The sequence below is a fragment of the Pseudomonas baltica genome (assembly GCF_031880315.1).
Lineage (GTDB): Bacteria > Pseudomonadota > Gammaproteobacteria > Pseudomonadales > Pseudomonadaceae > Aquipseudomonas.
Map to the genome: position 1 here is coordinate 2,761,608 of NZ_CP134771.1, position 22,591 is coordinate 2,784,198.

Annotated in this window: 20 protein-coding genes; 13 read left to right on the forward strand and 7 right to left on the reverse strand. The window is 62.6% G+C overall.

Annotated features, from left to right (window positions below; translation table 11 throughout):
* Nucleotides 1–52: 52 nt before the first annotated feature.
* On the reverse strand, nucleotides 53–979 hold the full coding sequence (locus tag REH34_RS12215) for a LysR substrate-binding domain-containing protein (RefSeq protein ID WP_226506334.1): 927 nt from the start codon (nucleotides 977–979) through the stop codon (nucleotides 53–55).
* A 114-nt stretch (nucleotides 980–1,093) separates the two neighbouring features.
* Between REH34_RS12215 and REH34_RS12220 the strand changes: the two genes are divergently transcribed.
* The 3 genes from REH34_RS12220 (at nucleotide 1,094) to REH34_RS12230 (ending at nucleotide 3,978) form a co-directional block, all read left to right on the forward strand.
* Entirely contained in the window at nucleotides 1,094–2,470 is a 1,377-nt protein-coding gene (locus REH34_RS12220; RefSeq protein WP_311971779.1) for an L-serine ammonia-lyase, read from the forward strand.
* 164 nt (nucleotides 2,471–2,634) lie between these two features.
* Nucleotides 2,635–3,054 (forward strand): polyribonucleotide nucleotidyltransferase, encoded by a 420-nt coding sequence (locus tag REH34_RS12225; protein ID WP_226506332.1) that lies wholly within the window; start codon nucleotides 2,635–2,637, stop codon nucleotides 3,052–3,054.
* Nucleotides 3,055–3,066: 12 nt separating this feature from the next.
* Nucleotides 3,067–3,978, forward strand: a complete 912-nt coding sequence (locus tag REH34_RS12230) for a cation diffusion facilitator family transporter (protein WP_311971780.1) — start codon at nucleotides 3,067–3,069, stop codon at nucleotides 3,976–3,978.
* A 3-nt stretch (nucleotides 3,979–3,981) separates the two neighbouring features.
* Here REH34_RS12230 and REH34_RS12235 read toward each other — a convergent pair whose 3' ends face one another.
* Nucleotides 3,982–5,097, reverse strand: coding sequence for a DUF6515 family protein (locus REH34_RS12235; protein WP_226506330.1), 1,116 nt, complete (start codon nucleotides 5,095–5,097; stop codon nucleotides 3,982–3,984).
* 440 nt (nucleotides 5,098–5,537) lie between these two features.
* Between REH34_RS12235 and REH34_RS12240 the strand changes: the two genes are divergently transcribed.
* Nucleotides 5,538–6,017 (forward strand): Lrp/AsnC family transcriptional regulator, encoded by a 480-nt coding sequence (locus tag REH34_RS12240; protein WP_226506329.1) that lies wholly within the window; start codon nucleotides 5,538–5,540, stop codon nucleotides 6,015–6,017.
* Between the two features lie 121 nt (nucleotides 6,018–6,138).
* Here the strand turns inward: REH34_RS12240 and REH34_RS12245 are convergent, their stop codons facing one another.
* From REH34_RS12245 to REH34_RS12260, 4 genes are all read right to left on the reverse strand, one after another.
* Entirely contained in the window at nucleotides 6,139–6,705 is a 567-nt protein-coding gene (locus tag REH34_RS12245; protein ID WP_311972084.1) for a pseudouridine synthase, read from the reverse strand.
* 280 nt (nucleotides 6,706–6,985) lie between these two features.
* Complete coding sequence (gene amn, locus REH34_RS12250) at nucleotides 6,986–8,458, reverse strand: AMP nucleosidase (protein ID WP_226506328.1); 1,473 nt, start codon at nucleotides 8,456–8,458, stop codon at nucleotides 6,986–6,988.
* 163 nt (nucleotides 8,459–8,621) lie between these two features.
* Complete coding sequence (locus REH34_RS12255; RefSeq protein WP_311972085.1) at nucleotides 8,622–10,265, reverse strand: acyl-CoA dehydrogenase family protein; 1,644 nt, start codon at nucleotides 10,263–10,265, stop codon at nucleotides 8,622–8,624.
* Between the two features lie 71 nt (nucleotides 10,266–10,336).
* Nucleotides 10,337–12,736, reverse strand: a complete 2,400-nt coding sequence (locus tag REH34_RS12260) for a 7TM diverse intracellular signaling domain-containing protein (RefSeq protein ID WP_311971781.1) — start codon at nucleotides 12,734–12,736, stop codon at nucleotides 10,337–10,339.
* Between the two features lie 277 nt (nucleotides 12,737–13,013).
* On the opposite strand from REH34_RS12260, the gene REH34_RS12265 reads away from it, so the two are divergent.
* The 4 genes from REH34_RS12265 to REH34_RS12280 all read left to right on the forward strand — a co-directional run bounded on the left by REH34_RS12265 (nucleotide 13,014) and on the right by REH34_RS12280 (nucleotide 16,546).
* Nucleotides 13,014–13,811 carry a hydroxymethylpyrimidine/phosphomethylpyrimidine kinase gene (locus REH34_RS12265; RefSeq protein WP_226506326.1) on the forward strand — a complete coding sequence of 266 codons (798 nt, stop codon included), beginning with the start codon at nucleotides 13,014–13,016 and terminating at the stop codon, nucleotides 13,809–13,811.
* 86 nt (nucleotides 13,812–13,897) lie between these two features.
* Nucleotides 13,898–14,524: a thiamine phosphate synthase gene (thiE, locus tag REH34_RS12270; RefSeq protein WP_226506325.1), complete on the forward strand. Its 627-nt coding sequence runs from the start codon at nucleotides 13,898–13,900 to the stop codon at nucleotides 14,522–14,524.
* 44 nt (nucleotides 14,525–14,568) lie between these two features.
* On the forward strand, nucleotides 14,569–15,855 hold the full coding sequence (hemL, locus tag REH34_RS12275; RefSeq protein ID WP_226506324.1) for a glutamate-1-semialdehyde 2,1-aminomutase: 1,287 nt from the start codon (nucleotides 14,569–14,571) through the stop codon (nucleotides 15,853–15,855).
* Nucleotides 15,856–15,997: 142 nt separating this feature from the next.
* Nucleotides 15,998–16,546 (forward strand): tetratricopeptide repeat protein, encoded by a 549-nt coding sequence (locus REH34_RS12280; protein WP_226506323.1) that lies wholly within the window; start codon nucleotides 15,998–16,000, stop codon nucleotides 16,544–16,546.
* A 75-nt stretch (nucleotides 16,547–16,621) separates the two neighbouring features.
* Here the strand turns inward: REH34_RS12280 and REH34_RS12285 are convergent, their stop codons facing one another.
* Nucleotides 16,622–16,948 (reverse strand): DUF1820 family protein, encoded by a 327-nt coding sequence (locus REH34_RS12285; protein ID WP_226506322.1) that lies wholly within the window; start codon nucleotides 16,946–16,948, stop codon nucleotides 16,622–16,624.
* Nucleotides 16,949–17,100: 152 nt separating this feature from the next.
* Here REH34_RS12285 and miaB point away from each other — a divergent pair, with 152 nt between their 5' ends.
* The 5 genes from miaB to lnt all read left to right on the forward strand — a co-directional run bounded on the left by miaB (nucleotide 17,101) and on the right by lnt (nucleotide 22,518).
* Nucleotides 17,101–18,426 (forward strand): tRNA (N6-isopentenyl adenosine(37)-C2)-methylthiotransferase MiaB, encoded by a 1,326-nt coding sequence (gene miaB / locus REH34_RS12290; protein ID WP_226506321.1) that lies wholly within the window; start codon nucleotides 17,101–17,103, stop codon nucleotides 18,424–18,426.
* A gap of 219 nt (nucleotides 18,427–18,645) precedes the next feature.
* Complete coding sequence (locus tag REH34_RS12295; RefSeq protein ID WP_226506320.1) at nucleotides 18,646–19,641, forward strand: PhoH family protein; 996 nt, start codon at nucleotides 18,646–18,648, stop codon at nucleotides 19,639–19,641.
* A complete protein-coding gene (gene ybeY / locus REH34_RS12300) occupies nucleotides 19,634–20,128 on the forward strand; it encodes an rRNA maturation RNase YbeY (RefSeq protein WP_311971782.1) in 495 nt (164 codons plus the stop codon). Before REH34_RS12295 ends, ybeY begins: the two co-directional genes overlap by 8 nt.
* 5 nt (nucleotides 20,129–20,133) lie before the next feature.
* Complete coding sequence (locus REH34_RS12305; protein WP_226506318.1) at nucleotides 20,134–20,979, forward strand: HlyC/CorC family transporter; 846 nt, start codon at nucleotides 20,134–20,136, stop codon at nucleotides 20,977–20,979.
* Nucleotides 20,980–20,994: 15 nt separating this feature from the next.
* Nucleotides 20,995–22,518 (forward strand): apolipoprotein N-acyltransferase, encoded by a 1,524-nt coding sequence (gene lnt / locus REH34_RS12310; RefSeq protein ID WP_311971783.1) that lies wholly within the window; start codon nucleotides 20,995–20,997, stop codon nucleotides 22,516–22,518.
* Nucleotides 22,519–22,591: the final 73 nt, after the last annotated feature.

The following is a 22,591-nucleotide window of genomic DNA, read 5'->3' on the forward strand; positions in this document are numbered from 1 at the left end:
GGGTCGGCAGGTTCGGCGGCGAAGGGGCCAGCAGCGGCATCACAGCCCTGACTCACAACGTATTCCCCGACCCCACCGCCTGCGTCACCAGCCAATCATGAATTGCCCGCCGCGAGGGGGTGTTCAATGCGCCTTCTCGGTAGGCCAACACATACTTTTTACGCGCCTTTATCGGCTGGCCGAACGGCACGATCAGCGAGCCCTGTTCCAGCTCGTTGGTGATCAACGCGCGACGGGCGATAGCCACGCCCATACCAAGGCGGGCGGCCTCGATGGTCAAGTGGTTGCGGTTGAAGGTGTGGCCCCGGCGCACGTTGATACCCTGAGCGCCGATGGCGGACAGGTAGAACTCCCATTCGGCATATTCGTAGCTGCCGCGCCAGGCGGTGATGTCGTGCAGCAGCGGGTAATGTACCAACTGGCCGGGCCCATCCAAAGGCGGCCGGTCCTCTAGCAGGCTGGGGGAGCACACCGGGAACAGCTCTTCCTCCAGCAACGGCGTGGTCATCAGCCCGGCGTAACTGCCGTCGTTGAGGTCGATGGCCAAGTCGAAATCATCGTCACGCAACGAACCACTGCTGTCCTCGGCGATGATGCGCAACTCCACGTCCGGGAAGCGTTGCTCCAGCGCCGGCAAGCGCGGCATCAGCCACTTGCTCAGGAACGAGGGAATACAGCGCAGCTTGAAGATGCCACCAATGGCGCCGGAATGCAGCAGGCGCAACTCGTCATCGATGCGGCTATGCACTTCATTGGCAACGATGGCCAGGCGCTGGCCCTGAGCGGTGAGCTCGAGGCCGCGGCCGACGCGGTGAAACAGCGCAAAGCCGAGGCGATCTTCCAGTTGTTTCATCTGCTGGCTGATCGCCCCGGGGGTCACATGCAATTCATCAGCGCAGCGGGTAAAGGACAAATGCCGCGCCGCGCAGGCGAAGACCTGCAACCAGGCATGCATCTGCGCGTTGAGAATCTTGCTCATTGTTGAGCCCCACTAAACGGTGACATAGGAACTATCGTTTGTTTGCGCATCGGATTCCACCAAAGATAGCCCCAGGGGTGGAAGCATCCATCACGCGATCATTATGGGTTCATCATGGCTATCAGTGTCTTCGACATGTTCAAAATCGGTATCGGCCCGTCCAGTTCGCATACGGTCGGGCCGATGCGGGCGGCGGCGCTGTTTACCGCTGAACTGCGCGAGCGCGGCAAGCTCGGCCTGGTCGAACGTATCGAAGCGCGGCTGTATGGATCGCTGTCGGCCACGGGTATCGGCCATGGCAGCGACCGAGCGACGCTGATGGGATTGATGGGCGAATGGCCTGACCAGGTCGACCCCGTTGCCGTAGCGGGGCGTGTCGACGAGGTGATCGCCCGCCAGTGCCTGTCGCTGGGCGCCGAGCATGCCGTGGTCTTCGACTGGCAGCGCGACATGCGTCTGCTGGAGGAGAGCCTGCCCTATCACCCTAACGGCATGACCCTGCTGGCCTATTTGCAGAACGGCCAGTGCATCGAGCAGACCTACTATTCAGTCGGCGGCGGTTTCGTCATCGACGCAGCCCAGGCCGCGAGTGGCAAGCTCGACAGTGACACCACCGAACTGCCCTACGACTTCAACTCGGCAGCGCAGTTGCTGAACCTGTGCGCGCAAACCGGCATGAGCATCGCCACATTGATGATGGAGAACGAAAAGACCTGGCGCAGCGAGGACGAAATTCGCAGCAAAATCGATTTCATCTGGCAGGCCATGCGCCGTTGCGTCGACCAGGGCCTGAATGCCCAGGGTATCTTGCCGGGAGGCTTGAACGTGAGGCGCCGCGCCTGGCGCCTGCACCAGAGTCTGCAGGAAATCGGCAAGCCGAACGTCATCGGCTCGACGCTCAGCGCCATGGAGTGGGTCAACCTGTTCGCCCTCGCGGTGAACGAGGAGAACGCTGCGGGCGGGCGCATGGTCACCGCGCCTACCAACGGTGCGGCGGGGATCATCCCGGCGGTGCTACACTACTACATGAAATTCAACCCTGAAGCCTGCGCCGACGATGTCGTGCGGTTTTTCCTGGCGGCGGCTGCGGTGGGTATTCTGTGCAAGAAAAACGCGTCGATTTCCGGCGCTGAAGTGGGCTGCCAGGGCGAAGTCGGCTCGGCCTGCGCCATGGCCGCCGCCGGCCTGGCCGAGGTGCTGGGAGCCACGCCCAAGCAGGTCGAGAATGCAGCGGAAATCGGCCTGGAACACAACCTCGGCCTGACCTGCGATCCGGTCGGCGGGCTGGTCCAGGTGCCGTGCATCGAGCGCAATGCGATTGCTGCGGTGAAGGCTATCAATGCGGCGCAGATGGCATTGCGCGGTGATGGCGATCACTTTATTTCGCTTGATCATGCCATTCGCACGATGCGCGATACCGGCGCGGATATGCATGACAAGTACAAGGAGACGTCGCGGGGTGGGTTGGCGGTGAATCTGGTTGAGTGTTGATTTGCGGATTTTGTGATGGGACTGATGTAGCAACAGGCAATAAAACCAGGGTAGCGGACACCGGGCGCTAACGGTATAACGGCGAACCCGGCCCGCTTTCGCAGGTCTGAGGTACAGCACGGGCCTTTTGCCTGTATTGTGGCGACTTCCCTCAGGAGATATTCATGCGCATCCCTTTCCGTGTCGTTGGTGGTGTTCTGGTTGCTGTGCTGCTCACCCAGATTACGGCGTGCGGTACCCTCTTCTGGCCTGACCGCCGTGGCCAGATCGAAGGCAAGATCGACCCTCTGGTCGCCGGCCTCGATGCCATCGGTATTCTGTTTTATGTGATCCCCGGCCTGATCGCCTTCGGTGTCGACTTCGCCACGGGCGCTATCTACCAGGAAGGCGGCAAGACCGCACAGGTCGCGCCGGAAAAACTTCAGCAGGCGATCGGCGCCGATGGCAAGGTCGACCGCAGCAAGCTGCAGGCCATCCTGCAAACCGAGTTGGGCCGCAACCTGCCGCTCGACGACCCGCGCCTCATCGAACACCGCGGCAGCGCGCAGCAACTGGCTGCGTACGGCCTCATCCCCGCCGCCTGACCCGAGTTCTAGATGACACCGACCGATCGCCACGTCAGCCTGCTGCGTCTCGCCACTCGCGCTTCTCTCACAGTGGCGGGCACGCTGATCGTCGCCAAGGCGATCGCCTGGTGGCTCAGTGGGTCGGTGAGCCTGTTGGCGGGCCTCACCGACTCCGTCCTCGACGGCGCGGCCTCCTTTCTCAATCTGCTGGCAGTGCATTACGCGCTGCGCCCCGCCGATGAAGATCACCGCTATGGTCACGGCAAGGCCGAGGCGATGGCGGGCATGGCGCAGGCGATGTTCGTTGCCTTCAGCGGCGTGGTGATCGCGGTCCAGGCCGTCGAGCGGCTGCGCCATCCCGAACCTATGGGCCAGGCCGATCTCGGTATCGCGGTGATGGTGCTGTCGCTGATCATGACGGCGGGGCTGCTGCTGATTCAGCACAAGGTCATCAAGGAAACCGGTTCGACGGCGATCCGCGCGGACTCGCTGCACTACCGCTCCGACATGATGCTCAACACCAGTATTCTGGTGGCCCTGGTGCTGTCGCGCTTCGGTTGGGCTCAGCTGGACGCGTGGTTTGGCCTGGGGATCTCTCTCTACATACTCTGGAGCGCGGTGCACATCGCGCGCGAGAGCAGCGCCATCCTGATGGACAAGGAGCTGCCGTTAGACGTCAGCGAGCAGATGCTGACGCTGGCGTGCAGCGTACCTGGAGTGTTGGGCGCCCATGATTTGCGCACGCGGATGTCGGGCAATCACTGGTTCGTGCAATTGCACCTGGAACTGCCGGGGCAATTGACCCTGTCGGCTGCGCACGCCTTGTGCGACAAGGCCGAGGCAGCCATCCACGCCGAGTTCCCGTTGGCCGAGGTGCTGGTACACGCCGACCCCAAGGAAACCCCGACGACCGACGCTCCGGGCGCGCCACTGGTGGTGTGATCGTCAGTTGACCTGGTAGCCGCGGCTGGCCAGGCAATTGCCCATGTTCTGACGGTACACGTAAGCCACCGAATCAGCTGGCGCGTAGGTCGCGGTGGCCGGGTCGAAGCCGCTCTGCTGCGCGGCATAGCGCTGGCAATCGTAACGATCCTGCTCCATCTGCGACGGGCTCTGGCCGTTGGCCGGGTAGAACGACACGTCGATGCCGCCCGTCTGCGCTGGCTGCGGTTGAGACTCCGGCACACCTTGTGGCGGATTGACTACCACGTAATCCTGGCTGTCATCCATGTACTGGTAGTAGGTGCCTGCCGCGAGGAAGAACACCGCGCCGCCAATCCACATGCGGGTCGCATAGTCCGGCAACTCGCGCGTACGAATGCCATAGGGCGGCGCTACCACTACATAGCGCGGACCTTGCGGACGGTACCAGTAGCCGCCGGAATAGAAGAAGTCCTGGCCACGGTACGGCACGCGGTATTGTTGACCGGGAAAGCGATCAATGGTGTAGCCCGGACGATACTGCGGTCCTGGTCCCCAGCCGTTACCCCGACCTGGTCCACCAGGTCCGCGGCCATCATTGCCGCGACCAGGGCCGTAATCGCCCCGTGGCCCTTCGTTGTTACCGCGAATCGGCTGCTGCGTCTGCCACACCACGCCTGGCTTGCCCTGGATCGCCGGGCCATCCTGGCGGCCTGGTTGAGGCGCCGGCACTTGCGGGCCATGGCTTTGCTGTTCCTGCACGCGCTGGGCCTGACGCTGGTTGAATTCCTGCTGGCGCTGCTGCCATTGGGTCTGCTGCTGTTGCTGCTGCTGACCGCGTTGCTGCTCTTGTTGCTGGCCACGCAGTTCGCGTTGCTGTTGCTGCACCTGCTGCTGCATCTGTTGCTGCTGGCCACGCTGCTCCTGCTGCTGGTTGCGTTGCTGCTCTTGCACCCTCTGCTGCATCTGTTGCTGGACCTGCTGACCTTGCTGCTGACCACGTTGCTCTTGTTGTGGGGCGCGGTTCTGCCCGCCCCCTTCTGGCCGATTTTGCGGACCGTTGTCGTCGGCCCAGGTTTGAGCACTCACGCTCAGGTACAGCAAACCGACGCCAGCCAGGCGCCAGATGGGCGAATTCATGGATTCCTCACGGGATAGGGCGGTACAGATAAGACTGGAAAACAGGCATGCGGTTCGCGCGGCCTGGCCCAGATGGCAAAATTATTATCGGCCGTGTATGCGCTTTTGATAATGAAATCTGCGCATAAAAAAAGGGAGACCCGTCGGCCTCCCTCGATGAACTTCGTCCTGGCGCGACGCTTTTGGCATCGGCTCACATCACGCCGTCTTCTGGACAGTGTGCAGCCCGGGGGCCAGCCCGACCCGGTGGGGTTGGCGGCCGCAGCCGGCCTGCTTGGGCCTGCTGCTGTGGACTCGTGTCCGGGCAGTGATTCTGTGTATAAGCATAGAGCCGTACGATGAGGACAGGATTGCGAAATGTGCTCACAAAATCACTGCTTGCGCAATTTTTCGCTGCGGATAGATAATCCCACGCAATCGCTATCATTCAGGGCCGTGTAATGAGCAAGCTGGACCGCTACGACTTGAGCATCCTTGCTGAACTGCAGCGCGATGCGCGCATCTCCAACCAGGAACTGGCCGAGCGTATCGGCCTGTCGCCTTCACCCTGCTCGCGGCGGGTCAAGCAGTTGGAGGATGACGGCTATATCTCCCGTCAGGTAGCCCTGCTGGACCGCAAAAAGCTCGGGTTGAGCCTGACGGCCTATGTGCTGATCGGCATGGACCGCCACACTCCGGAGCGTTTCGAGCATTTCGAGGCGGCCATACGCACTCTGCCCCAGGTGATGGAATGCAGCCTGGTGACGGGGATGGATGCTGACTACCAATTGAAGGTGGTGGTGCCGGACATGGACCACTACCAGAAGCTGCTGCTCGGGCACCTGACCCGTATCGACGGCGTGACCAGCGTGCGCTCCAGCTTTGTGCTCAATCAGGTGCTGGCGAGCACGGAGTTGCCGTTGTTGCATTTGCGCGGGTGATCCGGCGGCGAGCCTGCTGACGCCTTCGCCGCTGAACGCGCCACCTTGCTCCCACAGATGTCGACTTGCGCTTGGTCCACACTGTGGGCAGCAAAGCTGCTCGCAAAGTGGCGCGCGCGAACTAAAGCCGAGCCGGCACCTCGCGCCACTGCCCTTGTTCGAGGCCATCCAGCGTCCACGGACCGATGGCCACGCGCACCAGGCGCAAGGTCGGCAGCCCCACGGCGGCGGTCATCCGCCGCACCTGGCGATTGCGTCCTTCCTTGATCACCAACTCCAGCCAGTGCGTCGGCACACTCAATCGAAAGCGTACCGGCGGATCCCGCGGCCATAATGCCGGCTCCTCCAACATGCGCGCCTGGGCGGGCAAGGTCATGCCGTCGTTGAGCTCGACACCTTCGCGTAGCCGCTGCAATTGCTCGTCGGTGGGCGAACCTTCTACCTGCACCCAGTACGTCTTGGCCAACTTGTGTTTGGGGTCGGCGATCCGCGCCTGCAGTTGTCCGTCGTTGGTCAACAGCAGCAAGCCTTCGCTGTCGCGGTCCAGGCGACCGGCCGGGTACACACCCGCCACGTCGATGAAATCCTTGAGCGTCGCCCGCCCTTCGCCATCGCTGAACTGGGTCAGTACATCGAACGGCTTGTTGAACACCAGCAAGCGCGGCTCGGCAGGCGGTGCTTTGGCCACACGGCGATTGGCAGACGCAGGCGCGCCCTGGCGACGAGACGCAGGCCGGGCGGCGGCCGGGCGGGGAGGTTTGGACATGGACGAGGATTCACGGGCAGCAGGGCCGCCTATGCTAGTGGGCCGGGTGCCTTTGAGCAAATGCCGGGAGATCGAGGGAGACCTTGACGGCCCCTTCGCGGGCAGAGCCCGTTCCCACAGGAATACGCAGATCCACTGTGCAAGCAAGGCTCGCCCGCGAAGGGGCCCGCGATAACGATGAAGATATCGCAGACCACTCCTTTCAGCGGAACGGCGGCTCGTCGAAGCTGCGCAGTTTGCGCGAGTGCAACGAGTTGAGCTGATTGCGCAGCAGATCAAGCGCGGCGATGCCGATCTTCAAGTGCTGGCTGACCGCGCGGTTATAGAAGGCGTTGGCCGAGCCCGGCAGCTTGATCTCGCTGTGCAGCGGTTTGTCCGACACACACAACAGCGTGCCATAAGGCACCCGCAAACGGTAACCCTGGGCGGCGATGGTACCGCTCTCCATGTCCACCGCCACGGCACGCGACAGGTTGATCAGCGGCCGCTCCTGCGCCCAACGCAGCTCCCAGTTACGGTCGTCGTAGGTCAGCACGGTGCCGGTGCGCAAGCGCTTTTTCAGCTCGTCGCCGCGTTCACCCGTCACCTGCGCCGCCGCCTCTTGCAGGGCCATCTGCACTTCGGCCAGGGCCGGGATCGGGATATTGGGTGGCAATACCCGATCCAGAATACCGTCCTGACGCATGTAGGCGTGAGCCAGCACATAGTCGCCGATGGTCTGCGACTGACGCAGGCCGCCGCAATGACCGATCATCAGCCAGCAGTGCGGACGCAGCACCGCGAGGTGGTCGGTGATGTTTTTGGCGTTGGATGGGCCGACGCCGATATTGACCAGCGTGACACCGTCGCCATCGGCCGCGATCAAGTGGTACGCGGGCATCTGGTAGCGGTGCCAGACCACGCTGTCGACCAGGGCCTGAGCCTCGGTCTGGTCCATGCCCTTGTCGATGATGACGTTGCCGGGCATGACCATACGCACGAAGCGCGGATCGCTCTGCAATTGCTCGAGGCCGTGGCTGACGAACTGGTCGACGTAGCGATGGTAGTTGGTCAGCAGGATCCACGGCTGCACGTGCCGCCAGTCGCTGCCGGTGTAGTGCACCAGGCGACGCAAGGAGAAGTCCACCCGCGCGCCGTCGAACAGTGCCAGCGGCAACGGATCGACGTTGGCCCAGTCGTAGAGGCCATCAGCGATGCCATCGGTGGCGGCGGACAGGTCGGTGCTCGGGAACACCCGCGCCAGCGCTGCGGCGGTGACACCGGTGCCGGCCAGCTCATCGCCTTGGTCGACGACATACGGATAAGGGATGTTCTGCTCGCTGACGCCCACTTCGACCTTGACCTCGAAGTCGCGCATCAACGGGCGCAATTGCTCGACCAGGTACTTGCGGTAGGCGGCCGGCTGGGTCACGGTCACCGAATAGACGCCTGGGGCCTGCAGCTTGGCGTAGGCGCGGGTAGTACTGGGCACTTCGCCGTGGAATTCGTAGGTAATGCGCAATTCGGGATAGCGGAACAGCGCGCGCTCGGCAGCGTCGGGTTCGCTGCGATCCTTGAGATAACGCTTGAGTGCCTGGCTCAGAGACTGGGTCGCCTGATCGTGCAGCAGGGCGAGCTGGTCGACGGCTTGCTCGGCGGTTTCAACGACAACGAAAGCTGGGGCAGTTTGGGTCACGGTGCACGTCCTTTCTGATCTTGCAGAGCTGCATCTTGCCTGTATCCGGTTGATGTGTCGCGTTTTTCCAGACACCACTCCGGTGGGCGCGGACTCAGCCCGCGAAGCTTCTCGACTTTCCAACATCCACAAAGCTTCGCGGACAGAAGCCGTTCCCACCGGGTTATAGCGGCATTGCCCGCTGGACGAGCGCAGCGGCATCGACGCCCCGCGGCAATGCGCCATAGGTGCGCCCACTGCCCTCCAGACGGCTGGCGATAAAGGCATCGCTGACCAGGCTGTCGCCCGCCTCCAGGAGCAATTTGGCTTGCAGCGCCAGGGCGATGTCTTCGGTCAGTTGCCGTGCACGGTATTGCGCGTCCTGGGGGTCGGCAAAGGCCGCGCGCAGACGCCCGATATGCGTGGCCAGGTGCCGGTCGCCATGGCCATCGCCCAGCTCGGCGAACAGGCTGTCGAGCACCCCAGGCTCCTTGGAAAGCGCTCGCAGCACGTCCAGGCACTGGACGTTGCCCGACCCCTCCCAGATCGAATTCACCGGTGCCTCGCGGTACAGTCGCGGCAGGATACTGTCCTCCACATACCCCGCGCCGCCCATGCATTCCGCCGCTTCATTGATCATCGCCGGCGCGCGCTTGCAGATCCAGTACTTGCCCACCGCCGTCACCAGCCGAGCGAAGCGCGCCTGCTGCGGATCCCCCAGTTGGTCCAGCGCCTGGCCCATGCGCAGGGTCAACGCCAGCGCCGCCTCGCTCTCGAGCGCCAGATCGGCCAGCACGTTCTGCATCAAGGGCTGCTCGGCCAGCACCCGCCCGCCCACACGTCGATGGGCACAGTGATGCGCCGCCTGGGTCAAGGCCTGGCGCATCAGCGCGCTGGAACCGATCATGCAATCGAAACGGGTCATGGCGACCATCTCGATGATGGTCGGCACACCGCGGCCTTCCTCACCGATCATCCACGCCAGGGCGCCGCGAAACTCCACTTCGCTGGAAGCATTGGAGACGTTGCCGAGCTTGTCCTTGAGGCGCTGGATATAGAATTCGTTGCGGGTGTTGTCCGGGCGATGACGTGGCAGCAGGAAGCAGCTCAGGCCCTTGTCGGTCTGCGCGAGGGTTAGGAAGGCATCGCACATGGGAGCCGAACAGAACCACTTGTGGCCCAGCAGTTCATAGGCCTGCCCGGGCCCCGGCGCGCCCACCGGGTAAGCCCGAGTGGTGTTGGCGCGCACGTCGGTGCCGCCCTGCTTCTCGGTCATGGCCATGCCGATAGTAGCGCCGCTTTTGAGGCCGACTTCCAGGTTGCGTGGGTCGTAGTGGGTCGAGAGCACCTTGGGCAGCCAGCGCTCGGCCAGCTCCGGCTGCAAGCGCAGCGCGGGCACGCAGGCGAAGGTCATGGTCAACGGACAGCCGCTGCCTGCTTCGGCCTGAAAGTGCAAGTACGCCAGCCCCGCCCGCGCCACGTGAGCGCCCGCCTGCGGATCGGTCCAGGGCAGCGATGGCAGGCCATGTTCGATCGCCGTGGCCATCAGTTGATGGTAAGCGGGGTGATATTCCACCAGGTCGAGTCGGTGGCCATAGCGGTCATGACTGCTGAACACAGGTTTGTTGCGATTGGCCAGGAACCCGGCGGTCATCAGCGGCCCGCCCGCCAGTGCGCCGTAGCCCTCAAGCCGGGGGGCAGCCCAACCGGCGCCGAAGCGCTGGGTCCATTGCTGCAGCGGCAGGTCGGCCAGGTAGAGATTGAGGCCGTCCAGGGAGGGCGGCTGATTGCTGACTTCGTGGGTTTCGGCGAACTGATGGAGATTCATCACGGGCGGCTCCGACGGGTCGATGCCCCAGTGAATCACGGGCATCGCCCCGATCAAAGAGGCAAAACCGCCTAACCGCCGACCTGCTCGCTTTGTTTATGTGCCAACAGCCAGCTGTGCAGCAGGCTTTGCAGCTCTTCGAAACGCACCGGCCGATGCATGCATTCGGTCATTCCGGCCGCCAGGTAACGGTCGCGGTCACTGCGTTCGAGGCTGGCGACGATCCCCAGCACGGGGATGTCCTTGGTGCGCGGCACTTCACGCAAGCGCGCGCAGACGACCGCGCCATCGGTCATGGGTGAGTGACAATCGAGCAACACCGCATCGAAGTTCTCGCTCTGCATCTGCTCGATGGCCGCGTTGGCACAGTCGGCAGTGCGCACCCGATAGCCGAGCTTGAGCAGCATTCCGCGCAACACTAGCTGGTTGACGCTGTTGTCATCGATCAGCAACAGCGTGCAATCGTGCGCCGAGCGCCGCGTGCTTTCGGGCAGCTTGCGCGAGATGGTCGTATGCATCGGCAGCGGTTCGACCACCGCCAGCTTGACGGTCAGGGTGAAACAGCTGCCCCGCCCGGGTTCCGATTGATGGTGCAACTGACCACCAATCAACTCCGCCAGTTGTCGGCAGATCGCCAGGCCAATCCCCAGGCCGCCGTACTCGCGGGTCATGGAGCTGTCGACTTGATAGAAGCGCTGGTAGAGGGTGTCTTCGTCCAGATAGCTGAAGCCGATACCGGTGTCGATGATCTTGAAGGTCAGCGCCAGGTTGTTCTCGTCATCGACCTCGCCCAGCACCTGCAGACGCACTACGCCCTGGCGGGTGAACTTCACGGCATTGTCGAGCAGACAGCTCAGGCACAGCGCCAGCTTGCGCGAGTCGCCTACCAGCTTGTCGGGCAGGATGCTGAGGATATCCAGGGCGAAGGCCAGGCCCTTGTTGTGAGCCTGGCGGGCGAATTGCAAATGCACGCCATCCAGCAGCCCCTGCAGGCGGAACGGCTCGTGACGGGGGTAGAGCTTGCCGGCCTGCAGCTCGGTGAGGATAAGGATGTCGTCGACCATGCGCATCATGTCGCGTGCCGAGGTGGCGGCAGTCTGCTGATACTGCTCGAGCTCGATATTCATCGGCACCGTCTGCATCAGCTCCAGCGAGCCGATCACGCCGTTCATGGGGGTGCGCAGTTCGTGGGTGACGGTGGCCAGGAACTCGTCCTTCAGGCGGTTGCTGTTGGACAGCTGCTGGTTGAGCAGCTCGAGCTTGTGCCCAGCCTCCACCAGAATCCGCGACTGCTCTTCGCGCATGGCATTGATGCGGTCGGCAAGGGCCAGCGATAGCAGCCCGACCTCCAGTGCCGAGCCCAGTTGGCTGGAGTACATGGTGATGAATATATTGGGCAGATAGCCCAGCACCATCAAGGTGTTGACCACGCCGCCGGCGAGGAAGGCGGTCCAGGCGATCATGAAATAGCGCGCCTGGCGCTGCCCCCGCCACCAGGCCTTGACCCCAGCGCTGAAGATCACCACGGTGAACAGCAGCGCGAGCAATGTGGCCAGGCGCAGCGCCAGACCATAACTGGCACCCAGCGACATCACCATCACTACGAGACCGTAGACCATCAGCCCCTTGAGCAGCCAATCGAAGACGCGGCTGTGCTCGCGGGTCTGCAAAAAGCTGCGCGAGAACTGGCAGCCGAAAAACGCCGCAGCGCCAATCAGCAACGGGGTCGCGGCGTTGGCCCACCAAGGATTCTCGGGCCACAGGAACTCGACGCCGGCACCATTGACCGACACCTGATAAAGGCCGAACGAGGCGATGTAGAGGATGTAATAGAGGTAGCTGGTGTCACGCACGCTGAGGTAGATGAACAGGTTGTAGACCAGCATCCCCAGTAACACGCCGTAGATCATCCCCAATACGTAAAGGCGCTCGGGCTGGGCCTCGAGGTAGGCGTTGCTTGACCACAGGGTCAGCGGTACCTGCACAGAGCCTTCGCTCTGCACGCGCAGGTAGAGGGTCTGCGCCTGTTGCGGCACAAAGGGGATGTCGAACACGAAGTTGTTCTGGCGGATCACCCGGTTCGAGTAGGGCAAGGTGTCGCCGGTGACTTGCGAACGATAAAAGTGCCCGTCGGCATCGGCCTGATAGAGCTCGACGTGGTCCATCGGCGGATAGGCCAGTTCAAGCAGCCAGTTGCGCGCTACCCCGCTTTGCCGGGGCGCATAGCGCAGATCGAGGCGGATCCAGAATGCCGACTTGGAATAGCCGGCGTTGAGGACCTCATCCGTGTTGCGATGAAATCGCGCCTGGGCTTCAGGCGCACTAACCTCATCGATGGTCGCCTCGCCACTGCTGTCCTCGAGGACCTGCATCGTGCGCCCCAGGGGCAGGCTACGAGTGGACTCGTCGAAATCGACGGCGCTGGCCAGCATGGGCAGCCAGGTAAAAAGTAATATCAGCAAATAGCGCATACAGCCCCGGGGAAGCCTGTCAGGTACGTCGGGAAGCCCCCATTCCCTTTGAGACGACGTCACCCGCAGTGCCTGTTATTCAATATGGCTGCATCCTAGCATAGCTATAAGGTTGTGTAGGACGCGAATGAAAATATCGATTCCAAGGCTCTATTCCGGACCTTTCAGCCGATAATACACGAGTCGCCACATAGACTTTCCGACGAAGTAACTGGCTATATGCCATCAAGCGCGCACCCTCCTCCATCGACCCCCGCTCGTGATAAGCTCGCCCACCATGAATATTTATAGCTCACGCCCCGTAGTTCTTTGCCTCTCCGGCCACGATCCCAGTGGTGGCGCCGGTCTGCAGGCCGATATCGAAGCGCTCATCGCCCAGGGCTGTCACGCAGCGCCCGCTGTAACTGCGCTGACGGTGCAGGACACCGTCAATGTCAGCGATTTTCGCGTGCTTGATCGCGAGTGGGTGCTGGCCCAGGCCAACGCCGTGCTCAACGATTCCACGGTGGCAGCCGTCAAGCTGGGCATGCTCGGCTCGCTGGAGATGGTCGACACGGTGGTCGAGCTGCTGCTGGCCAATGCGCATCTGCCGATGGTCTGCGACCCTGTGCTGCGCGCCGGTGGCGGCGGTCGGCTGGGCAAGGATGAGGTCGGATACGCCATGCGCGAACGGCTGTTGCCACTCGCGACCATCGCGACGCCCAATCTGCCCGAAGCGCGCATCCTCGCGGAATTGCCGCAAGGCAGCGCCGACGAGTGCGCCGATAAACTGCTGCCCTATGTGCGGCATCTGTTGATCACCGGCGGCCATGGCGACGAGCAACAGATCCATAACCGTTTGTACAGCCGCGATGGCAGCTGCCAGACCTACACCTGCGAGCGCCTGCCCGGCAGCTATCACGGCTCGGGCTGCACCTTGGCCAGTGCCCTGGCCGGCCGCCTGGCATTGGGCGAGCAACTGGGCAGCGCGGTCAAAACGGCGCTCGACTATACTTGGCGCACGCTGCGCGATGCCGAACAGCTGGGCAAAGGCCAGTTCGTGCCGCGCCGGCTGCCTTTAGACTTCTGTTCCTGATCGGAGCACCCACCGGTGCTCCCCGCCCTGAGTCCAGCGCCGCTGGACCCTACCCCGATCGGATCGCGACGCAAGAGGCTTGCTGCATGAAACTACGTGGCCTGTATGCCATTACCGACGGCCAGTTGCTGGCTGGTAAATTCATCAAGTACGTGACGGCCGCGCTCGATGGCGGCGTCACGCTGCTGCAGTACCGCGACAAAAGCACGGATGAGGCCCGCCGTCTGCGCGAGGCCGAGACCCTGCTCAAGCTGTGCGAGCCCTACAAGACCCGCCTGATCATCAACGACGACGCCGAACTGGCAGCGCGTCTTGGCGTCGGCGTGCATCTGGGCCAGACCGACGGCCCGCTGACACCTGCCCGTGCACTGCTGCGCCCGCAGTCGATCATCGGTTCGACCTGCCACGGCAGCCTCGAGATGGCTCGCCAGGCCGCGCGTGAAGGCGCGAGCTACGTGGCCTTCGGGGCATTTTTTGCCTCATCGACCAAGCCGGAAGCCCAAGTCGTGCCCCTCGACGTACTGGCCCAGGCCAGGGCCGAGCTGAAGCTGCCGATCTGCGTGATCGGCGGCATCACCCTCGCCAACGCCCCGCAGCTGGTGGAAAACGGTGCCAGCCTGCTGGCGGTGATCAGCGACCTGTTCGGCGTCGATACAACGGCTGAAGTCACCCGCCGCGCCCGCGCCTTCAATGAATTGTACAAGTCTGCCTGACGGCCTCGCGCCCATCAGCCACCTGTCTACTGAGAGTTATTGCCATGTCCCGCTCCGAATCGCTGTTCGCCAATGCCCAGAAACACATCCCCGGTGGCGTCAACTCGCCGGTCCGTGCATTCAAGAGCGTCGGCGGCACGCCGCTGTTTTTCAAGCATGCAGCAGGCGCCTATGTGACTGACGAGGACGACAAGCGTTATGTCGACTACGTCGGCTCGTGGGGGCCGATGATCCTCGGCCACAGCCACCCGGATGTCCTCGACGCCGTCCGCCGCCAGCTCGAACACGGCCTGTCCTACGGCGCCCCGACCGAGCTGGAGACGCTGATGGCCGAGCGTGTCTGTGCCATCGTGCCGTCGATGGAAATGGTGCGCATGGTCAGCTCCGGCACCGAAGCCACCATGAGCGCGATCCGCCTGGCCCGTGGTTTTACTGGCCGCGACAGCATCATCAAGTTCGAGGGCTGCTACCACGGTCACTCCGACAGCCTGTTGGTCAAGGCGGGCTCGGGAGCTTTGACCCTGGGCGTGCCGAGTTCGCCCGGCGTGCCTGCGGCATTCGCCAAACATACCCTGACCCTGCCCTTCAACGACCTCGGCGCCCTCGAGCAGATGCTGGGCGAAGTCGGCGAAGAAGTCGCCTGCATCATCGTCGAGCCGGTGGCCGGCAACATGAACTGCGTGCCGCCTGCGCCGGGCTACCTGGAGGGCCTGCGCCGCCTGTGCGACCAGCACGGCGTGGTGTTGATTTTCGATGAAGTGATGACTGGTTTCCGTGTCGCCCTGGGCGGCGCTCAGGCTTATTACAACGTGACACCGGACCTGAGCACTTTTGGCAAGATCATCGGAGGCGGCATGCCAGTAGGCTGCTTTGGCGGCAAGCGCGAGATCATGTCGCATATCGCGCCGCTGGGCCCGGTCTACCAGGCAGGGACGCTGTCGGGTAACCCGCTGGCGATGGCCGCCGGCTTGAAGACTCTCGAACTGATCAGCCGCCCGGGCTTTCACGCTGAATTGAGCGACTACACTACGCGCATGCTCGATGGCCTGCAGCAACGTGCCGACGCCGCTGGCATCCCGTTCGTGACCACCCAGGCGGGCGGCATGTTCGGCCTGTACTTCAGCGGTGCCGACGACATCGTCACCTTCGACGACGTGATGGCCAGCGATGCCGAGCGCTTCAAGCGCTTTTTCCACTTGATGCTCGAGGGCGGTGTGTACCTGGCGCCGAGCGCGTTCGAGGCCGGCTTCACGTCGATCGCCCATGGTGATGCCGAGCTGAAAATCACCCTCGATGCTGCCGAGCGAGCCTTCGCCAAGCTCAACGACTGACTTTGAAACACCTGTGGGAGCGGGCTTCATTTCAGAAAAAACCGCAAAGACTTTGTAACCAGGCCCCGGCTTATTTCATAATGTACCTACAGTATTTACAGGACGGGCTAGCCCGCATCCTTGCAGAGGTAAGTCGATCCCCATGAACCGCACCGGCCGCGCCCTTGCTTTGGGCTGCCTGTTGCTCCTTCAACCCCTGCTGGCGCAGGCAGGGGGAAACTCGTTGCTGATACCAGCGACGGGCCGGTGCACCCTCAATACTCAGCCCGAGAACCTACCGCAGGCGCTCTCCGCGTGTCAGCAAGCGGCGAAGTCCGGAGACGCGCAGGCGCAATATGAGCTGGGCGAGTTCTATTACGACGGCAAAAATGGCCCGCGCGACCTGACCCAAGCGCTCAACTACTTCGAGCAGGCCTCGCTGCAGGGCCATGCCGACGCGCAATATCATCTGGGGATCATGTTCTTCCGCGGCGAAGGCGTGCCGGCCAATAACGTTCAGGCCTATATCGTGCTGAAGATGGCGGCCGTCAATGGCCAGGAAGATGCGCTGGATACCGCTGATCAGGTGTCGGCGCAAATGAAGCGCGAAGAACTCGAAGTGGCCACTCAGGTGCTGGGGCAGATCTTCCGCAAATACCTGCTGGAGCTGCAAACGGCTGACGGGCGTACGCCGTTCGCACCGCTGCCCTGAGAGCTTCGCGGGCAGAGCCGGCGCCAACAGGGATAGCGTTTCTACCCCGTGGGCGTTGCGAGAGGCTATCAGGATTTACTTTTCAGGCATGGGCATCGGGAACGGCATGACATTGCTGACGCCGCGCGCCTCACTGATTTTCGGCGTACCCAGTCGCTCGACTTCGTCGATGCGCACGATCGAATGCATCGGCACGAAACTGCGCACCACCCCTTCGAACTGCGCCTTGAGCTTCTCTTCGCTAGGGTCGACGACCAGTTGGCTGCGCTCGCCGAACACGAACTCCTCGACCTCGAGAAAGCCCCACAGATCGCTTTGATAGATCTGCTTGGCATACATCTCGAATACTTGGCCCTGGTTGAGGAAAATCACTTTGTAGATTGGAGCTTCGCGTTTGGTCATCGTGGGCAGGTAACGGCATGAGGACTGGAAAGAGGGCGCAAACTATAGCACAGCCGCCCGGCAGGCAATCCCCGATAGCACTGCCGCCCCCTATCAAGTGCGCGACCACACCCCTATAATGCGCGGTTCTTTGAATGACCAGATGATCCAGCATGGCCAAGAAGCTTTATATCGAAACCCACGGTTGCCAGATGAACGAGTACGACAGCTCGCGCATGGTCGATCTGCTGGGTGAACATCAAGGCCTGGAAGTCACTGCCCGCGCTGAAGACGCCGATGTGATCCTGCTCAACACCTGCTCGATCCGCGAGCGGGCGCAGGACCGCGTGTTCTCGCAACTGGGCCGCTGGCGCGAACTGAAACTGGAAAAACCCGACATGGTGATCGCCGTCGGTGGCTGCGTCGCCAGCCAGGAAGGCCAGGCCATCCGCGACCGCGCGCCCTACGTCGACGTAGTATTCGGCCCGCAGACGCTGCACCGGCTGCCAGAAATGATCAACGCCGTGCGCACCACCAAGCTGCCACAGGTGGACATCTCGTTCCCCGAGATCGAAAAATTCGACCACCTGCCCGAACCGCGCATCGATGGCCCCACCGCCTATGTATCGATCATGGAAGGCTGCAGCAAGTACTGCACCTTCTGCGTGGTGCCCTATACCCGCGGCGAAGAAGTCAGCCGGCCGTTCGACGACGTGCTGGGTGAAATCATCCACCTGGCCGACAACGGCGTGCGTGAAGTGACGATGCTGGGGCAGAACGTCAACGGTTATCGCGGGCTGACCCACGATGGCCGCCTGGCCGACCTCGCCGAGCTGATCCGCACCGTGGCCACCATCGAGGGTATCGAGCGCATCCGCTACACCACTTCGCACCCGCTGGAGTTCTCCGACAGCCTGATACTGGCCCACGCTGAAGTCCCGCAACTGGTCAAGCACCTGCATCTACCAGTGCAATCGGGCTCGGACCGCATCCTGGCGGCCATGAAGCGCAACCACACGGCGCTGGAGTACAAGTCACGGATTCGCAAGCTGCGCGCGGCGGTACCGGATATCTGCATCAGCTCGGACTTCATCATCGGCTTCCCTGGCGAAACCGAAAAAGACTTCGAACAGACCATGAAGCTGGTAGCGGATGTCGGCTTCGATTTTTCCTACTCGTTCGTCTACAGCCAGCGCCCGGGCACCCCGGCCGCCGACCTTGCCGACGACACCCCGGAAGAGGTGAAAAAGCAGCGCCTCAACGCACTGCAACAGCGCCTCAACCAGCAGGGCTTCGAGATCAGCCGACAGATGGTTGGCAGCACCCAGCGCATTCTGGTCACGGACTATTCACGCAAGGACCCAGGCCAGTTGCAAGGGCGTACCGAGAACAACCGGATCGTCAACTTCACCTGCGACGATGCCCGTTTGATCGGCCAATTCGTCGACGTGCATATCGACGATGCCCAACCGCACTCGCTGCGCGGCTCGTTGCGCTGAACGCTTCGCGCGCAAAGCTTGCTCCCACTGACAACCTTATCCAGTGTGAGAGCGGGCTTGTGCGTTCGGCGGCGAAGAGGCCCGGATATATCACGCAAATGAACGGTCAGAACACTTTGCCCCTGCCGCAGCGAGCCATCAATTAACCGCTTTCGCACACAAGCTGCAGGGTTTATCCTTGAGTCCATCTAAATTGCCGTCGGGCGGCCATAAACGACCTTGAACGCACCCATAGAACCTCATCGCTTCATCCTCGAGCCCTTTGAAGCTCGCCGATTCGCCAACCTGTGCGGACAGTTCGACGAGCACCTGCGCCTCATCGAACAACGCCTCGACATCGAGATCCGCAACCGCGGAAACCAGTTCGAGCTCATTGGCGAGCCCTCCACCACCGCCTCCGCCGAGCAACTGCTGCGTCGCCTGTACCGGGAAACCAAAGGCAGCGAGCTGTCGCCCGATACCGTGCACCTGTACTTGCAGGAGTCGGCCGTTCAGGAGCTGAGCAACCCCGCCCAGAACGAAGTCGCCGTGGCCTTGCGTACGCGCAAAGGCATGATCCGCCCTCGCGGGCTGAACCAACAGCGCTACGTGAAGGAGATCCTCGGCAACGATATCAACTTCGGTATCGGCCCAGCGGGCACCGGCAAGACCTACCTGGCCGTGGCCTGCGCCGTCGATGCCCTGGAGCGCGAGCAAGTGCGCCGCATCCTATTGGTGCGTCCGGCGGTAGAAGCGGGCGAAAAGCTCGGCTTCCTGCCCGGCGACCTGGCACAGAAGATCGATCCGTACCTGCGCCCGCTCTATGACGCCCTGTACGAAATGTTCGGCTTCGAGCACGTAACCAAGTTGATCGAGCGCCAGATCATCGAGATCGCCCCGCTGGCCTACATGCGCGGCCGCACGCTCAACAACAGCTTCATCATTCTCGACGAGAGCCAGAACACCACCGTCGAGCAGATGAAAATGTTCCTCACCCGTATCGGTTTCGGCTCCACGGCCGTGATCACCGGTGACGTCACCCAGGTCGATCTGCCCAAGGGCACCAAGTCCGGCCTGGCGCATGTCATTGAGGTACTGGACGGCGTACCTGGCATCAGCTTCACCCATTTCAAGCCCAAGGATGTGGTGCGTCACCCGCTGGTGCAACGCATCGTCGAGGCCTACGAGCGCTTCGAGAATCGCGACGTCGAGGCCGGCAAAGCCAAACATGGTTGAAATTGACCTGCAACGGGCCAGCCAGAGCGCCGGCCCCAGCGATGCCGACTTTCGCCAATGGTGCGAACTGGCCCTGCGCCAGCGCAAAGGCGACTCGGAGTTGACCATTCGCCTGGTCGACGAGGCCGAAGGACGCGAGCTGAACCATACCTATCGGCATAAGGATTACGCCACCAACGTCCTCTCCTTCCCGGCTGACGTCCCTGACGACATGCTCGATATCCCGCTGCTCGGCGATCTGGTCATCTGTGTCCAGGTGGTCGAACGCGAGGCTCAAGAGCAAGGCAAGGCGCTCGATAGCCACTGGGCTCATCTGGTGATTCATGGCTGCCTGCATTTACTCGGCTACGATCATATCGATGACGAAGAAGCCGACGAGATGGAAGCACTGGAACGGACGTTGCTTGCACAATTGGGTCACCCGGACCCTTATGCCGATGACGAAGACGATTTCCCTACCCACGCAACGACAAAGGAACACGAGTAAGCGCCATGAGCGAAGACCGATCGAGCAACGGGCAAAAGTCCTGGCTGGGTAAACTCACCCAAGCTTTTGCCCATGAGCCGAAAAACCGCCAAGAGCTCCTCGAGCTGTTGCGCGAGGCGCACCAGAACAAGCTGCTGGACAGCGAAGCGCTGACCATCGTCGAAGGCGCCATCCAGGTCGCCGACCTGCAAGTGCGCGACATCATGGTGCCGCGCTCGCAGGTCATGAGCATCCGCGCCACGCAGACCCCTCGCGAATTCCTCCCGGCCGTCATCGACGCGGCCCACTCGCGCTATCCGGTCATTGGCGAAAGTCACGACGAAGTCCTCGGCGTGCTACTGGCCAAGGACTTGCTGCCGCTGATCCTCAAGGAGAACGGCGACACCTTCAACATCAAGGATCTGCTACGCCCGGCCACGTTCGTGCCGGAGTCAAAGCGCCTCAACGTGCTGCTGCGCGAGTTCCGCGCCAACCATAACCACATGGCCATCGTCATCGACGAATACGGCGGCGTGGCGGGCCTGGTGACCATTGAAGACGTGCTGGAGCAGATCGTTGGCGATATCGAAGACGAACACGATGTCGAAGAAGACAGCTACATCAAGCCACTGCCCAGCGGTGACTTCCTGATCAAGGCGCTGACGCCGATCGAGAACTTCAACGAGTTCTTCGACACCGAGTTCTCCGACGATGAATTCGATACCGTCGGCGGCCTGGTCATGAGCGCCTTCGGCCATCTGCCCAAGCGCAACGAGACCACCGAAATCGGTGACTATCGCTTCCGCATCCTCAATGCCGACAGCCGCCGCATTCACTTGCTGCGTATCTCCCCTCTCTCTCGCCAGGTTTGACCCTTAAGGATCATGATGCGCTGGATCACCCGCCCCGGCTGGCCCGGTAACCTGCTGGCCGTGCTGGCCGGCGCCCTGACCACCCTGGCCCTGGCGCCCTACGATATCTGGCCATTGGCGCTGATATCGCTGGGGATGCTGTACCTCGGTTTGCGCGATCTGACCCCGCGTCAAGCGCTGGGCCGCGGCTGGTGCTACGGCTTCGGCATCTTTGGCGCCGGGACCAGCTGGATCTACGTCAGCATCCATAACTTCGGCGGCGCCTCGGTGCTGCTGGCCGGCTTCCTGATGTTGTTGTTCTGTGCCGCAGTGGCCTGGTTCTTCGCCCTGCCAACCTGGCTGTGGGCGCGCTGGCTACGGCGCAACGAAGCCCCCCTGGCAGATGCCTTGACCTTCGCGGCACTGTGGATGGCTCAGGAAGCCTTCCGGGGTTGGTTCCTGACCGGCTTCCCGTGGATGTACTCCGGCTACAGTCAGCTTGACGGCCCGCTGGCCGGGCTGGCCCCGGTGGGTGGCGTGTGGCTGATTTCCTTCGTTCTGGCCTTGAGCGCGGCATTGCTATGCAACCTGCCAGGGCAGCGCTTGCGTCAGCGCAAAGCCTTCATGGCGGCCGGCGTGGTGTTGCTGGTGGCGCCTTGGGCGGCAAGTGTGGCGCTCAAGAGCCATGCCTGGACCCGACCCGCTGGTGCACCACTAAGCATCGCCGCCATGCAAGGCAACATCGAGCAGGAAATGAAGTGGGACCCGGAGCAGGTCAATGCGCAGCTGGCGTTGTACCGCGACATGACGTTCACCGCCCGGCGCACTGACCTGGTGATCTGGCCGGAGACTGCCGTGCCGATCCTGCTGGATCAGGCCACGGGCTATCTGGCCATGATGGGCAAAGTTGCCGCCGAGCGAAATTCAGCGCTGATCACCGGGGTACCGATCCGCCAGGAATCCAATGGCGAGCGACGCTTCTACAACGGCATCACGGTGACTGGCGAGGGCGAAGGCACCTACCTGAAGCAAAAACTGGTGCCATTCGGTGAGTACGTGCCGCTGCAGGACCTGCTGCGTGGGCTGATCAGCTTCTTCGACCTGCCCATGTCTGACTTCGCCCGAGGCGCCAGCGATCAGACGTTGCTGCGCGCCAAGGGTTATTCGATCGCGACGTTCATCTGCTATGAAGTGGTGTATCCCGAGTTCGCCGCTGGCCAGTCGGCGCGCAGCGATCTGTTGCTCACCATCAGCAACGACACTTGGTTCGGCACCTCGATCGGCCCGCTGCAGCACTTGCAGATGGCTCAGATGCGCGCACTGGAAGCCGGCCGCTGGATGATCCGCGCCACCAACAATGGCGTCACGGCGCTGATCGACCCGCACGGGCAGATCACCGAGCAGATCCCGCAGTTCAAGCAAGGCATCATGTACGGCGACGTCACGCCGATGGAGGGCCTGACGCCGTATCTGCGCTGGAGGTCCTGGCCGATGCTGTTCGTCTGCCTGGCACTGTTTGGCTGGGCGCTGTTGGCATCGCGGATGGCGAAGACGGTCTGAGTGGATGAGTTCACGGCAACTATGTTTGCCATACCGGCCCCTTCGGCGGCGAAGGGGCAAGTCGGCAACCGCT

What these genes read in the sequence shown, in the direction of transcription:
- REH34_RS12220 (WP_311971779.1), top strand. Translation starts at nt 1,094, where the DNA reads ATGGCTATCAGTGTCTTCGACATGTTCAAAATCGGTATCGGCCCGTCC.
- REH34_RS12265 (WP_226506326.1), top strand. Translation starts at nt 13,014, where the DNA reads ATGAATATTTATAGCTCACGCCCCGTAGTTCTTTGCCTCTCCGGCCAC.
- REH34_RS12215 (WP_226506334.1), bottom strand. Translation starts at nt 979, where the DNA reads ATGAGCAAGATTCTCAACGCGCAGATGCATGCCTGGTTGCAGGTCTTC.
- REH34_RS12230 (WP_311971780.1), top strand. Translation starts at nt 3,067, where the DNA reads ATGACACCGACCGATCGCCACGTCAGCCTGCTGCGTCTCGCCACTCGC.
- lnt (WP_311971783.1), top strand. Translation starts at nt 20,995, where the DNA reads ATGCGCTGGATCACCCGCCCCGGCTGGCCCGGTAACCTGCTGGCCGTG.
- REH34_RS12260 (WP_311971781.1), bottom strand. Translation starts at nt 12,736, where the DNA reads ATGCGCTATTTGCTGATATTACTTTTTACCTGGCTGCCCATGCTGGCC.
- REH34_RS12235 (WP_226506330.1), bottom strand. Translation starts at nt 5,097, where the DNA reads ATGAATTCGCCCATCTGGCGCCTGGCTGGCGTCGGTTTGCTGTACCTG.
- REH34_RS12240 (WP_226506329.1), top strand. Translation starts at nt 5,538, where the DNA reads ATGAGCAAGCTGGACCGCTACGACTTGAGCATCCTTGCTGAACTGCAG.
- REH34_RS12285 (WP_226506322.1), bottom strand. Translation starts at nt 16,948, where the DNA reads ATGACCAAACGCGAAGCTCCAATCTACAAAGTGATTTTCCTCAACCAG.
- REH34_RS12255 (WP_311972085.1), bottom strand. Translation starts at nt 10,265, where the DNA reads ATGAATCTCCATCAGTTCGCCGAAACCCACGAAGTCAGCAATCAGCCG.
- hemL (WP_226506324.1), top strand. Translation starts at nt 14,569, where the DNA reads ATGTCCCGCTCCGAATCGCTGTTCGCCAATGCCCAGAAACACATCCCC.
- REH34_RS12225 (WP_226506332.1), top strand. Translation starts at nt 2,635, where the DNA reads ATGCGCATCCCTTTCCGTGTCGTTGGTGGTGTTCTGGTTGCTGTGCTG.
- REH34_RS12305 (WP_226506318.1), top strand. Translation starts at nt 20,134, where the DNA reads ATGAGCGAAGACCGATCGAGCAACGGGCAAAAGTCCTGGCTGGGTAAA.
- ybeY (WP_311971782.1), top strand. Translation starts at nt 19,634, where the DNA reads ATGGTTGAAATTGACCTGCAACGGGCCAGCCAGAGCGCCGGCCCCAGC.
- miaB (WP_226506321.1), top strand. Translation starts at nt 17,101, where the DNA reads ATGGCCAAGAAGCTTTATATCGAAACCCACGGTTGCCAGATGAACGAG.
- thiE (WP_226506325.1), top strand. Translation starts at nt 13,898, where the DNA reads ATGAAACTACGTGGCCTGTATGCCATTACCGACGGCCAGTTGCTGGCT.
- REH34_RS12280 (WP_226506323.1), top strand. Translation starts at nt 15,998, where the DNA reads ATGAACCGCACCGGCCGCGCCCTTGCTTTGGGCTGCCTGTTGCTCCTT.